The sequence below is a fragment of the Anaerobacillus sp. ABA4_114 genome (assembly GCF_056159065.1).
Window position 1 is genome coordinate 1519633 of record NZ_JBSWUM010000001.1, and the last position, 13613, is coordinate 1533245.

The following is a 13613-nucleotide window of genomic DNA, read 5'->3' on the forward strand; positions in this document are numbered from 1 at the left end:
ATGTATGCACAATATGGTATTGGTTAATGATGGATATATGGATATGAGGAGGGGGACGTATGTCTGAGGATAAAATTAAAAACCCAGTAACGAAGTCATTTGCAGATAACGTGAACTATTTACATAAAGAGCTCGGTGTCGGAAAAAGCTTTGATGTTATTCAGCTTGACTTACAATACGCAGGTAGAAGCATGGCGATGTTTTTAATAGATGGCTTTGTGAAGGATGATATTCTACATTACTTGATGAAATTACTTTCGCAGTTAGATCCAGATCAGCTTGAGCCAGATCCACTAGAAAAGTTGATGCAGGTTCACTTACCCTACGTAGAAATTGATAAACAGAATGATCTTGATGCGGTAATCGATCAGGTGTTATCAGGCCCTACTGCTCTAGTAGTAGATGGGATTGATGAAATCATTATGATCGATGCTAGAACTTACCCAATAAGGGGTCCTCAGGAACCAGACTTAGAAAGAGTAACAAGAGGCGCAAGAGATGGGTTTGTCGAAACAATCGTATTCAATACTTCGCTAACAAGAAGAAGAGTGAGAGACAAAACGCTCAGGATGGAGTATATGCAGGTTGGAAGGCGTTCTAAAACGGATGTCTGTATCAGTTATATAGAAGATATCGCGGATCCTTCAATTGTGAAACGAATTAAAGATTCTTTAGAAAAAATTGATACAGATGGCATTCCGATGGCTGAGAAGACCATTGAGGAGTTTATCTGTGGTCGTCCTTTGAATCCGTACCCTCTCGTAAGGTATACAGAACGCCCAGACACTGCAGCTGTACATCTTTATGAAGGACATGTTTTGATCTTCGTAGATGGTTCTCCTAGTGTATTGATCACACCAACTACGTTTTGGCATCACCTTCAACACTCGGAGGAATACAGACAAAAGCCGTTAGTGGGTGCATACCTAAGACTGATTCGCTTTTTTGCTGTTTGGCTAGGTATTTTTATCTTGCCGTTATGGTATTTGTTTGCATCGAACCCTGAATTACTCGGTGAAAACTTGCAGTTTATTGGAACTGAAGATACAGGAACCATACCGATCTTCCTACAATTCTTAATGATTGAGATCGGACTCGATATTTTAAGGATGGCTACGATACACACCCCTTCTTCACTTGCTACAGCCCTTGGTCTTGTAGCTGCCATCCTTATCGGACAGGTTGCGGTTGAAGTTGGTTTATTTATCAATGAAGTCATTCTATACTTAGCATTAGCTGCGATGGGTACATTCGCTACACCTTCTTATGAATTGAGTCTTGCGAACCGTATCGTCCGAATTGGACTGTTGATTTTGACTGCCGCTTTTGGAGTAGTTGGATTTTCGATTGGAATCACGCTATGGATTCTGCTGCTCATCCGTACAAAATCATTCCATATTCCCTATCTATGGCCGTTCATTCCGTTTTCTTACCGTGCATTTCGAGATGTTATCCTACGTTCTCCAATGCCGATTAAGAACAGAAGACCAACCGTACTGCATCCGAAAGACCCAGATCGGTGATAATTAGGCATTCTCTTAAGAGAGAATGCCTTTTATTTGTGCGGAATCATTTTACTTGAGGGTGTGGATTGCTATAATAAAACTGGTGAGTAAAATGAAAAAAACAGTCTTTGAAGTACAACAGCTCCTAAAAAGGTTCGGAATGTTCGTCTATACTGGGAACAGACTAGGAGATCTTGAACTGATGGAGGAAGAATTACACGAGTTATATGACATGAAAATGATTGATCAAGATTTGTATCTCGAAGCAAGAATGATACTTAAAGCTGAAATGACTAAAGAGAGGGACAAATATGAATCAAACAATTGAAACACTACTAGAACACCGTTCTATCAGAGCATTTGAAAACAAACCTTTAACAGAAGAACAGATCTACACCATTGTACGATCGGCTCAAGCTGCCTCGACTTCTAGCTATATTCAAGCGTATTCAATCATTGGGGTCAAAGATGAGATGAAGAAGAAAAAGCTAGCAGAATTAGCGGGTAATCAGAGTTATGTTGAAAAGAATGGTCATTTCTTTGTCTTCTGTGCTGACTACAATCGCCACCATGAAGCAGCGAATCTTCATAACATAGATGTAACAGAAACAACTGAATCAACCGAGAAATTTATGGTTGGCTTGATCGATGCGTCATTGGCTGCTCAAAATGCCACGATCGCTGCTGAATCTATGGGTCTAGGCATATGCTATATCGGCGGACTTCGAAATTCACTAAGTGAAGTAAGTGAGCTTCTAAACCTTCCTTCCAAAGTGATTCCTTTATTTGGTCTTTGCGTAGGTTATCCAGAACAAACACCAGATAAAAAGCCGCGATTGCCCATGCGAAATGTTTATCACGTTGACGAATACGAACCTAACAAACAAGCGTTCATAAATGGATTGAAGGAATATGATGAAACAATTTCTTCTTATTATGAAGAGAGAACACAGGGGCAGCGTAAGGCTGGGTGGACTTCTCTCATGGCAAATAAGTTAGCAAATCCCGTTCGAACTTATATGAAAGAGTTTCTACAGAAAAAAGGTTTTCCGTTAAAATAAGACAGAGAGAAAAAGGTGGATGATGATGGTGGAAAAGAAATGGTTTATCGGAGTGGACCTTGGAGGCACAACAATAAAATTAGCATTTATTAATTATTATGGGGAAATACAGCATAAATGGGAGATTCCTACTGATAAAAGTGAAGAAGGGCGTCATATAACGACACATATCGCTAGAGCTTTGGATGATAAGATGGAAGAATTGGGCTTACCGAATAGTCATTTTATCGGAATCGGTATGGGAGCCCCTGGCTTTATTGAAATGGAAACTGGATTTATTTATCATGCGGTGAACATCGGCTGGAGAGATTTTCCTTTGAAAGACAAGCTTGAGATGGAAACGGGGCTACCAGTAATCATTGATAATGATGCCAACATAGCTGCTCTTGGTGAAATGTGGCGAGGAGCAGGAGATGGAGCAAGAGATCTCTTATGTGTAACCCTTGGGACTGGGGTAGGTGGAGGAATTATCTCTGGTGGAGAAATTATTCATGGAACGAATGGTATGGCTGGAGAGATTGGTCATATTACATCGATCGTTGATGGTGGCGTTCAGTGTAACTGTGGAAAGAAAGGGTGTCTAGAAACGATTGCATCTGCTACCGGTGTTGTCAGAACAGCGCTCGAAACGATGGATGAACATCCAGAAGGATCCTTACATAAAATAAGCGGAGAAATTACGGCACGTGACGTTTTTGACGCGTATCGAGCAGGTGATGCTCATGCAACAGAAGTCGTAACCTTCACTACATCTCATCTAGGACTTGGCGATCGCTAACCTTGCGAATGCTTTAAATCCGTCGAAGATCGTGATAGGCGGAGGCGTGTCTAAAGCTGGAGATACATTGCTTTTACCATTAAAAGAAGAATTCGATAAATTTGCACTTCCACGTGTAAAAGAAGGTGCTGATTTTGCAATTGCAACGTTAGGAAATGATGCTGGCGTCATTGGTGGCGCTTGGTTAGTCAAGACGAAGCTTATGCAAAAGTCCTGATAAAACATGTTTAATCCTTAACATTACCGGGAATTAATGAGGTCTGAACAATAAGACCTCTTTTTTTTATGTAAAATAACCCAAATTGAAACTTTTTATTCGGATGAATCGTTATTATTAGTAGGGAAAAGACAAGTTTTTAAATGAAAACGCAGATTTTGGAGGAAAATAAGGAGAAAAGGTAGTTGAATTATTTCCAAAAACGTACTATCATATCGTTTATGTATGGTTGATAACGAAACAGATGGTAGCTCTTTCCTTATAGCCAACTAAGGAGGTACTAAGTAAATGATGAAAAAGCTACAAAACAAATATTCATTTTTCTTTATTGTAGCAATTATGCTTTGGATTAAAACGTATTTTGTATATGAATTTGCTTTTAACATTGAAACAGAGAATAAAATGGAAGGGATTATCCTCTTTCTGAATCCATTAAGCTCTATTCTATTGTTCCTAGGTTTTGCTTTATTCGCATCTCCTAAGTATAGAAACAGAGTTCTACTAATAATCGATTTCATTGGTTCTTTCATATTATTCGCTAACGTCGTTTATTATCGTGAGTTTACAGACTTCATCACGATCCCATTGTTATTCCAAACAAATAACATGGGTGAACTTGGAAACAGTATTACGGAGCTCGTAAGTGGATATGACTTCTTCCTCTTCCTTGATATCATTGTGTTAGCTGTTTACCTCATGGTACGTAAGACAAAAACATTTGAAGTGAAGAAGAAAGAAATCGCTATTGTTTTCGCAAGTGCAATTGCGCTTTTCGCAGTCAACGTAGGTCTTGCAGAGACAGAACGTCCACAACTGTTAACACGTACATTTGACCGTGAAATGCTTATTAAATATATCGGAACATTTAACTACCATGTTTACGATGCTGTTCTCCAGTCTAAAGCAAAAGCGCAGCGTGCTTTTGCAGATGGCAGTGAGATTGTGGATATTGAAAACTATGTCAAAGCCAATCACGTCGAACCAAACCCAGAAATGTTTGGAAAAGCAGAAGGTAAAAACGTTATCCTCGTTTCACTCGAATCTACACAAACCTTCGTTGTTAACGAAGAAGTAGATGGTAAGGAAATCACACCTTTCCTTAATGATCTAATTGAAGATAGCTATTATTTCCCTAACTTTTATCACCAAACAGCACAGGGGAAAACATCTGATTCAGAATTTATTGTTGAAAACTCCTTGTACGGACTTCCAAGTGGAGCGGTTTTCTTTACACATTCTGGAAATGAATACAATGCTAGCCCTGAGGTTTTAAGTGAAGAAGGTTACTACAGTTCAGTGTTCCACGCAAACAACAAGAGTTTCTGGAACCGTGATGTTATGTATGATGCTCTTAAATATGACAAGTTCTATGACATCAATGATTTTTCTGTAACTCCTGAAAACTCGATCGGGTGGGGACTGAAAGATGAGTACTTCTTTGATCAGTCGATTAAATATTTGAAGACAATGCCTGAACCTTACTATGCAAAGTACATCACGCTCACAAACCATTTTCCTTTTACACTTGAAAAAGAAGATGAGTACATTCCAGAGTGGACTTCTGATGATGGAACAGTGAATCGTTTCTTCACGACTGTAAGATATCAGGATGAAGCACTTAAGAAGTTTTTCGAACGCATGAAAGAAGAAGGGCTATATGAAGACTCAATCTTCGTATTGTATGGAGACCACTATGGAATTTCTCAGAACCACAACAAGGCAATGGGAGAATTCCTTGGTAAAGAAATCACGCCATTTGAGACCACTCAATTACAACGAGTACCATTAGTCGTTCATATTCCTGGTCAAGAAGGGGAAGTGATGGAACAGGTAAGCGGTCAAATTGACCTGAAACCAACAATTATGCACCTTCTCGGAATCGAAACCAAAGATATGATTAAGTTCGGTAACGATTTATTCGCAGAAAAGCAAGATAACTTTACAATTCTTCGTGACGGAAGCTTTATCACCGAAGACCACCTTTATACCAATAACGTTTGTTATGACAAAGAAACTGGAGAGGAAACGGATAAAGCTGCCTGTGAACCATACATGGAGAAAGCTAAAACGGATCTTGCCTATTCCGATAAAATCGTCTACGGCGATCTGCTTCGTTTCTTTGGTGAAAACAACGAACAACCCGCTGATGAAAGCGAAAAAACAGAACAGTAAGTAAAGAACCATGCCCACAGGGCATGGTTCTTTTGTTTTGGTTTATTAGCATACTACGATGAGCTCTCTACATAGCATAGTATGAAGGCTTCTAGGGTGGAGGGATTGGATATGAGAGTAAGAGTGAAGAGTGGAGATACAATGTGGAAGTATAGCAGAGTATTTCAAATACCAATGCAGCTTATCATCGATAGCAATGAAAGCGTTGATCCAAATCGGCTAGTCATAGGAGATATGATCAATATACCTGGCTACGTAACGAAAAGCTATACGATACGAAAGGGAGATACGCTCTGGAGTATAGCTTTGTGGTATGACGCGCCTCTGGATGGAATCTTACTCATTAATGATGCCAATCCTTTCGCGTTACAAGTTGGAGAGAAAGTAAACGTCCCCATTCGAATGATTTGGCCTCTTGTGAATCCAGAGCAAAATTATACTTATGAAACGATGGTAAAAGATATACAAAAGCTGTTAGCTGTTTATCCGTTTATAAAACGGTCTGTTATCGGTGAGTCTGTTATGGGGAAGCCTATTCCGGAATTACGAGTAGGCGTGGGTTCCAAGAAAGTCCATATGAATGGGGCCTTTCATGCAAATGAATGGCTGACAACAGCCCTATTGATGAAGTTATTAAACGATTACTTAATGGCACTTACGAACACTCAGGTGCTAAGTGGTGTTTACTTGCCACCTCTTTACGATTCTACGTCCCTTTCAATTGTTCCGATGGTAAACCCTGATGGAGTAAACTTGGTCATTGATGGCTTGCCAGAAGAAGAGCCATATCGCACGTTAGCGAACGATCTAAATAATGGGAGTGGAGACTTTAATCGCTGGAAAGCGAACATACGAGGTGTAGATTTAAATAATCAGTATCCTGCTAAATGGGAAATAGAGGCAGAACGGAAGCCGAAGAAACCATCACCGAGAAATTTTCCTGGTTATGAACCTTTAAGTGAGCCTGAAGCAATTGCAATTGCAGAACTCTCACAACGTAGGAATTTTGACCGAGCACTTGCATTCCATTCTCAAGGAGAGGTCATCTTTTGGGGATATGAAGGTCTTGAGCCGCCTGAATCTGAAGTTTTAGTAACTGAATATTCAAGGTTGAGTGGCTATCGCCCGATTCGCTATGTTGATAGTTTTGCAGGCTATAAAGATTGGTTTATTCAAGATTTTAGAAGACCAGGCTTTACAGTAGAGATAGGAAAGGGAGAAAACCCGCTTCCTATAAGTCAATTTGGTAAGATTTATAACGATACGATAGGGATATTTCTATCCTCTCTCTATATGTAATTTACTTGTCATCATTATGATTGTTTGCCATAATGAAAGAGAACTGAATAGTTGTTGACTAGGGGTGCCTACGTATTCGGGTAGGCTGAGAATAGGAAACCAATACTTTCTATACCCTTGAACCTGATCTGGTTTATACCAGCGTAGGGAAGTCGGTAGAGGTATTTAATATGATAACTGCCCTCATTCCATACGCGGAATGAGGGCTTTTTATATTTTTCTGAGAAAGGAAGGATAAAAATGAAAGATTTTAACCTATATGTTATCACCGGTGAAGAATTTCATCCTGATAGAAGTTTATATGATGTGATGGAGGAGGCAATGTTAGGCGGAGCTGAGATTATCCAACTTCGTGATAAGCACAGTAGCAAGAAGGTGATTTTGGAAAAAGCCAGGATACTCCGTGAATTGACAAGTAAGCACAATGTAACGTTTATCGTTAATGATCATATTGATGTTGCACTGGCTGTAGATGCAGATGGTGTTCATCTAGGACAGGATGATCTACCGATAAGCGTAGCGAGACAAATTATAGGTACGGATAAAATCATAGGAATCTCTACCCACAAGATAGAGGAAGCGCGCCTTGCAGAAAAAGAGGGTGCGGATTATATAGGAGCTGGACCTGTTTATAAAACGAATAGTAAAAGCGATGTGGTCGATCCAGTGACTACAGCTTACATTAAAGCCGTTGCATCAGAAATTACCATACCGTTTGTTGCAATAGGTGGAATCAAGCTCCATAACGTGGAGGAAGTTTTGAGTGCTGGTGCGTCCCGAATATGTGTAATTAGTGAGGTTGTAGGTAGCTCTAACGTTCAAGGTACTAGTGAAGCATTCATTGATAAGATTATTCGTTCAAAGGAGGTTAATCATGAGACTGCATATTAATGGCGAAACGTATGACCTTGAAGTAGCGACTATGGCGGATGTGGTTCATCACTTCCAGTTACAAAAAGGTTTGGTAGCGACTGAATTAGATGGAACGATTATAGACCGTGACCGTTGGGACGATACGGAGCTAAGAGATGGCATGAAAATTGAACTTGTTCAATTTGTGGGAGGTGGATGAATATGAACGATGTACTAACAATCGGTGGAAAACAATTCGACTCTAGATTGTTCCTAGGAACAGGGAGGTATCCAAATCCCTTTGTACAAAATCAGGCAATAGAAGCTTCAGAGGCTGAAGTATTAACCTTTGCAATCAGGAGAGTCAATTTGAACTCTCCTGACGAGGACGCGATTCTTCAGCACTTGGGTGACAAAACGTTTCAATACTTGCCCAATACATCTGGTGCTACATCTGCTGAGGAAGCGGTAAGAATTGCTAAATTAGCTAGATCTTCAGGGTTGAGCAACTGGATAAAGATTGAAGTGAGCAGAAATGATAAGACGCTATTGCCAGATCCAATCGAAACAGTAAAAGCGACAGAGATCTTAGCGAACGATGGATTTGTAGTCTTACCATATACATCGGATGACCCAGCATTGTGCTACAGGTTACAGGAAGCTGGAGCAGCTGCAGTCATGCCCGGCGGGTCTCCCATCGGAACTGGGCTAGGAATATTGAATCCATATAATATCGAACTCATTACAGAGGAGTTGACGGTTCCTGTCATCGTTGATGCGGGACTAGGTAGCGCAGCAGATGTAACAAAGGCGATGGAGCTTGGTGCCGACGGTGTGCTGTTAAACACGGCAATAGCAAAAGCAAGAAATCCGGTCAAGATGGCTGAAGCAGTAAAACACGCGATTAAGGCAGGAAGACTTTCTTATTTATCAGGTCGAATACCTAAGAAAAAGTATGCCACTGCGAGTAGTACGGTCGACTATATTTCGAAGTAGAAGGGTGTTGTAAGCATGGCTAGCGTTTCAATAGTTGGTGGAGGTGTCATCGGCCTGTCGATCGCTTATGAGTGCAGGAAACGAGGATTTGAAGTTACCGTAATTGAATCGGGAGTATGTGGTGGACAAGCATCTGGTGCTGCTGCTGGGATGCTTGCTCCTTATTCCGAGATAACTGAAGACCCTGATGATTTTTTTAAATTATGCCAAAGAAGCCTTAATCTATACCCTGATTGGGTCGAGCATATCATGCAATCATCGAATGAATCATTTGAATTTAGCAATTGTGGAAGCCTTTATGCTATTTTTCATGAAGCCGATCTCCTTTCGCTAGAAGCAAAGAAACGGTGGCAAAGTGAATATGGAATACAATCCTACTTGTTATCAGGAGATGAAGCTAGAGAAAAGGAGCCTTTACTCTCTGACGAAGTATACGCTGCACTTTGGTGCCCTGCTGAAAGTCATATCTATGCACCGGGATATGTAAAAGCATTGATTCAAGCATGCAGAAATGCTGGTGTTAGCATCATAGAACATGCTGGCGAGGCAGAGTTAGTAGATGGTGAGCCTCACCTCGTTAGCACAGATAAAGGTTTGATAAAAGGTGACTTTATTGTGCTTGCAACCGGAGCATGGTCACAGAACTGGGAAAAAGGACTAAATTGCTCATTACCTGTTTTTCCGATCAGAGGACAGATTTGTGCATATGATGGCCCATCATTAAGTCATATCGTGTTTACCAGTCAAGGTTATTTTGTTGGAAAAGAGAACGGAACGCTAATTGCAGGTGCTTCTGAAGATATTGCCGGTTTTGACACTAGTGTTACGGAGCATGGGATAAACCGTTTAGAATCTTGGAGTAAAAAAGTGTTACCTGATCTAAGGGAAGAACGACCGTTTCATAAATGGGCAGGGTTAAGGCCAGCCTCACAGGACGGTTTTCCGATCATAGGAAAGGTTATTGAAAAACCATCAATCCTCATAGCATCAGGACATTACCGTAATGGAATATTACTCAGTCCAGTAACGGCTGAAATCATCGCAAATGAAATCGAAGAAATGCCTCAAGAAATTCCAATCGAGAGCTTTAGACCGGAACGGTTTCAGTTCGTTTAGAAAGGAATGAAAGGAAATGTATAAAGTACTTACGATTGCAGGGTCTGATAGCGGAGGGGGAGCTGGGATTCAGGCTGATCTAAAGACGTTTCAAGAGAGAGATGTCTACGGGATGAGCGTTATAACTGCACTAACTGCCCAAAACTCTCTAGGTGTTCATGGCATCTATCCACAATCTTTAGAAGCGATATCGAAACAAATCGACGCAGTATTATCGGACATCGGAGCGGATGCGATCAAAACAGGGATGCTCTTTTCTGCAGAAATCATCCAAACCATTGCTTTGAAATTGAAAGAGTACAACATAACGAACCTCGTGATCGACCCTGTCATGATTGCAAAAGGAGGTTCGACGCTTTTAGAAAAAGAAGCAGTTGAGTCATTAAAAACAGACCTATTGCCGTTAGCCTCCGTTATTACTCCAAATATTCCTGAAGCTTCGGTGTTACTGAACGGTATGGAAATTCAAACGATCGAAGACATGGAAAAAGCGGCAATGGAACTGACTAACTACGGATGTCAAGGAGTGTTAGTCAAAGGTGGCCATATGAATGGGAAGGATTCTGTAGATGTTCTTTACGTAGATCAAAAATACTATTACTACGAATCTAAAAGGATCGACACGAAACACACTCATGGTACCGGCTGTACCTTTTCGGCTTGTATCGCAGCAGAACTTGCAAAAGGAAAGTCCATTTCTGAGTCTGTATCCGTTGCGAAAGAATTTATTACTTCTGCGATACAGCATTCCCTTCCTCTAGGTAGTGGAATCGGTCCTACTAATCATGCTGCTTATCGAATAAATCAAAGCGTTGATACCCACTCCTATTGAAGTGGGTATTTTTATTGAACCCTTATAACTGGTGAATAGAAACTGGATATGTTATAAACGATAATGATAACTCTATTGAAGAAAGGTCAAGTAATGAAACCAATAATCGCTGCAAAGAATGTGAGAAATGAACGTGTGAAGAATGTTGATTTTGAACTGATGGAAGGAACGTTAACTACGGTTATTGGACCTTCAGGTTCTGGGAAGAGTAGTTTACTCATGCTATTGAATCGCCTAACGGATCCTGAAGAAGGTGAAATTTCCTACAAAGGGAGGCCGATGGCTGACTATCCGATTGACGAATTAAGAAGAAAAGTGGGGATGGTGTTTCAGCAAGCTAACTTATTCGATGGTACCGTTGAGGATAATTTGAAGTTCGGTCCTTCACTAAAAAAGGATTGGGATTCTAAACTTGGCGTTTCTCTATTACAAAAAGTCCATCTACCTGAGGACATGCTAACGAAAGATGTTGAACATCTTTCTGGTGGGGAACAACAAAGAGTAGCGTTAGCTAGGACGCTTGCTAATGATCCTGATGTGCTATTACTCGATGAAGCAACGAGTGCGCTAGATATGAGAACAGTCGAACTAATAGAAGAATTATTAGATTGCCTCGTAACTGAAGAAGGGAAGACAATCGTAATGATCACGCATGATTTGAAACAGGCGAAAAGAATTGGGACGTACACCCTCTTTATGAATGAGGGAAGTCTTGAGGAAAAAGGGAACTCTAAAGAGTTATTTAATAATCCGACTTCTGAAGCTCTTATGAGATTTCTTGAGGGTTAAGGTATGACAGAGATATCAAATTTGTCCCTTCTCACCATGATTATTTTTGTAATGATACCTGTCTCAATGTCATATTATTTCTCGCTCGGAATAAGTAAATCAGCGATATGGTCATCTTTTCGAGGGGTCGTTCAATTATTTCTGATCGGTTATGTTCTTACTTTATTGTTCTCATTAGAAGACTGGCAAGGTGTAGGCTTATGGGTAACCGTCATGCTTGTGATTGCCTCGTTGCAGGCAGCTAAGCGAGGTAAGGGTGTTCCTTTTGCCTTTACGCTATCGTTTGTTTCTCTATTGATTATTGAGGTTTTCGTCCTTTCCGTTTGGATTGTATTCGATATTATCCCATTCAAATCAGAACAGGTTATTCCGATGAGTGGTATGATCATTGGGAACAGTATGGTAGCTACAGGGCTTGCATTTGAGAGAATGAAAAATGAATTCAATGACGGCAGGGGTAAAATCCTCGCAGCATTATCATTAGGAGCTAAGCCAGCAGAGGCGTCCAAAATGATTATACGAAAAACAATCAGAGCATCAATGATTCCGAACGTAGATACACTGAAAACAATCGGGTTGGTTCAGCTCCCCGGAATGATGACTGGACTTATTTTAGGTGGAGCTTCTCCAATAGATGCAATTAGGTATCAAATCGTTGTATCCATAAGTATCTTTTCGTGTGTTTCAATATGTGCAATGATTATATCGCTTGTTACATATAGATTTTTCTTTAACAATGATATGCAATTACAAACTCTTGGAGGAGGAGATTGATGTGGCAATTGTAGATGTAACAGTTATTCCAATTGGAACCAAAGAGCCAAGTGTTAGCAAATATGTGGCTGAGGTCCAAAATATCCTAGATTCTTATACAGATCGGATTAGTTACCGTTTGACACCTATGAGTACACTGATCGAAGGTGAGTTGTCAGATCTATTAGAGGTCATTCAAGCGATCCATGAATCACCATTTCAACAAGGGATCGAAAGAGTAGCAACAAATATTCGAATAGACGATCGAAGAGATAAGAAGGTTAAGATGGAAGATAAACTAGCGTCAGTAAATAGACATAGAAACTAAAAAAAAACAGCCAAATGGCTGTTTTTTTAGTGGCCTCCGCCGCCTCCAGATCCGAAGAGAACATCGATCATTGTAGCAACGGTAAATGCGCCAAAAACTAGAACAGTTAAACCTGCAAAGGCAAGGCCCATAAAGTTTTTTTCACGAAAGGAACGTAATAAGCCCCAAACAGAAAATAACGTGACGAATGCAAAAATAATTGCTAAACCCATCCGGAATACCTCCTTATCCATGCAATCATTATCAGTATACCCTTAATTTAGGATGATATGGCATGGTTAAATCTGAACAAATTTTAACTTTAATGGATATGTACATAAGTCCTTTATTATTTTAACCGTTTTCTTATGATTTGTCGAGGCGTCATTCCTTCAAAAATGTTAGCTCGATTTGGTAAGCCCTTGCGATGCCTTCCATCAACTCTTTTTGCATAACGTCTACATAAAACACATTGTTGTCAGAAGCAATGAGATGTTCTTCAATTTGGAGAAGCGCCATTTCAATTTGTTCTTCATCCCCTCTTTCAATAGAAAATGCTGTTACCATATCTTCGTATAAATAATGCCTGTTGTTTTGAGAAGTAAATCCATAGTCAGGTAGTTGAGGGGTCGTTCTACATGATTCGGATAACCTGATGAGCGTATATGTTTCACCAAATGCATGTTTTGAGTCATAGAATTCTGCTAGCAAGCTAGCTTCTTCTTCATGAGATACAATGACGAGCTTTCCATCACGGTCGATCGCATGAACGAGTTCACCTGTTTTTTTTACAAGCTGAGAAATGAGACCTGGCAAAGCACCAGAAGGAGGGATCAATTCGACTCCATAAACGATAGACATCTCGTACATCTCCTTTTAAATCGAGTTTTTTATAGTGTAGAATAAGTAACATAAACTTTCAATGGAGGCGATTTG

The 13613-nt window shown here is 40.2% G+C and carries 15 protein-coding genes, 1 pseudogene and 1 riboswitch; of the genes and pseudogenes, 14 read left to right on the forward strand and 2 right to left on the reverse strand.

All coding sequences use genetic code 11. From position 1 onward, the window contains the following. Positions 1 to 59: 59 nt before the first annotated feature. From ACXAEY_RS07560 to ACXAEY_RS07625, 14 genes and pseudogenes are all read left to right on the forward strand, one after another. On the forward strand, positions 60 to 1523 hold the full coding sequence (locus tag ACXAEY_RS07560) for a spore germination protein (RefSeq protein WP_270179277.1): 1464 nt from the start codon (positions 60 to 62) through the stop codon (positions 1521 to 1523). Between the two features lie 94 nt (positions 1524 to 1617). Beyond that, a complete protein-coding gene (locus ACXAEY_RS07565; RefSeq protein ID WP_270179276.1) occupies positions 1618 to 1833 on the forward strand; it encodes a YqgQ family protein in 216 nt (71 codons plus the stop codon). Next, a complete protein-coding gene (gene nfsA, locus ACXAEY_RS07570) occupies positions 1817 to 2566 on the forward strand; it encodes an oxygen-insensitive NADPH nitroreductase (protein ID WP_474811129.1) in 750 nt (249 codons plus the stop codon). The genes ACXAEY_RS07565 and nfsA overlap by 17 nt, the downstream gene beginning before the upstream one ends. 28 nt (positions 2567 to 2594) lie before the next feature. Further along, positions 2595 to 3561 (forward strand): annotated as a pseudogene (locus ACXAEY_RS07575) (ROK family glucokinase). Positions 3562 to 3849: 288 nt separating this feature from the next. Further along, entirely contained in the window at positions 3850 to 5733 is a 1884-nt protein-coding gene (locus ACXAEY_RS07580; RefSeq protein ID WP_270179274.1) for an LTA synthase family protein, read from the forward strand. Between the two features lie 111 nt (positions 5734 to 5844). Beyond that, on the forward strand, positions 5845 to 7032 hold the full coding sequence (locus tag ACXAEY_RS07585; RefSeq protein ID WP_270179273.1) for a M14 family metallopeptidase: 1188 nt from the start codon (positions 5845 to 5847) through the stop codon (positions 7030 to 7032). Between the two features lie 50 nt (positions 7033 to 7082). Continuing rightward, positions 7083 to 7199, forward strand: a riboswitch (TPP riboswitch). A 73-nt stretch (positions 7200 to 7272) separates the two neighbouring features. Beyond that, on the forward strand, positions 7273 to 7923 hold the full coding sequence (gene thiE, locus ACXAEY_RS07590) for a thiamine phosphate synthase (RefSeq protein WP_270179272.1): 651 nt from the start codon (positions 7273 to 7275) through the stop codon (positions 7921 to 7923). Then, entirely contained in the window at positions 7907 to 8104 is a 198-nt protein-coding gene (gene thiS, locus ACXAEY_RS07595) for a sulfur carrier protein ThiS (protein ID WP_270179271.1), read from the forward strand. Before thiE ends, thiS begins: the two co-directional genes overlap by 17 nt. Further along, positions 8101 to 8880 (forward strand): thiazole synthase, encoded by a 780-nt coding sequence (locus tag ACXAEY_RS07600; protein WP_474811132.1) that lies wholly within the window; start codon positions 8101 to 8103, stop codon positions 8878 to 8880. The genes thiS and ACXAEY_RS07600 overlap by 4 nt, the downstream gene beginning before the upstream one ends. Positions 8881 to 8895: 15 nt before the next feature. Further along, a complete protein-coding gene (gene thiO / locus ACXAEY_RS07605; protein ID WP_474811133.1) occupies positions 8896 to 9996 on the forward strand; it encodes a glycine oxidase ThiO in 1101 nt (366 codons plus the stop codon). 16 nt (positions 9997 to 10012) lie between these two features. After that, positions 10013 to 10828 (forward strand): bifunctional hydroxymethylpyrimidine kinase/phosphomethylpyrimidine kinase, encoded by an 816-nt coding sequence (thiD, locus tag ACXAEY_RS07610; RefSeq protein ID WP_474811135.1) that lies wholly within the window; start codon positions 10013 to 10015, stop codon positions 10826 to 10828. 93 nt (positions 10829 to 10921) lie between these two features. After that, a complete protein-coding gene (locus ACXAEY_RS07615) occupies positions 10922 to 11617 on the forward strand; it encodes an ABC transporter ATP-binding protein (protein ID WP_474811137.1) in 696 nt (231 codons plus the stop codon). Positions 11618 to 11620: 3 nt separating this feature from the next. Next, on the forward strand, positions 11621 to 12391 hold the full coding sequence (locus ACXAEY_RS07620) for an ABC transporter permease (protein ID WP_270179266.1): 771 nt from the start codon (positions 11621 to 11623) through the stop codon (positions 12389 to 12391). Between the two features lies 1 nt (position 12392). Next, positions 12393 to 12698 carry an MTH1187 family thiamine-binding protein gene (locus ACXAEY_RS07625; RefSeq protein ID WP_474811139.1) on the forward strand — a complete coding sequence of 102 codons (306 nt, stop codon included), beginning with the start codon at positions 12393 to 12395 and terminating at the stop codon, positions 12696 to 12698. Positions 12699 to 12724: 26 nt separating this feature from the next. Here the strand turns inward: ACXAEY_RS07625 and ACXAEY_RS07630 are convergent, their stop codons facing one another. Together ACXAEY_RS07630 and ACXAEY_RS07635 are read right to left on the reverse strand one after the other, a co-directional pair. Then, positions 12725 to 12910, reverse strand: a complete 186-nt coding sequence (locus tag ACXAEY_RS07630; RefSeq protein ID WP_224878389.1) for a DUF2759 domain-containing protein — start codon at positions 12908 to 12910, stop codon at positions 12725 to 12727. Positions 12911 to 13061: 151 nt separating this feature from the next. Then, on the reverse strand, positions 13062 to 13538 hold the full coding sequence (locus ACXAEY_RS07635; RefSeq protein WP_474811141.1) for a hypothetical protein: 477 nt from the start codon (positions 13536 to 13538) through the stop codon (positions 13062 to 13064). Between the last annotated feature and the right edge of the window lie 75 nt (positions 13539 to 13613).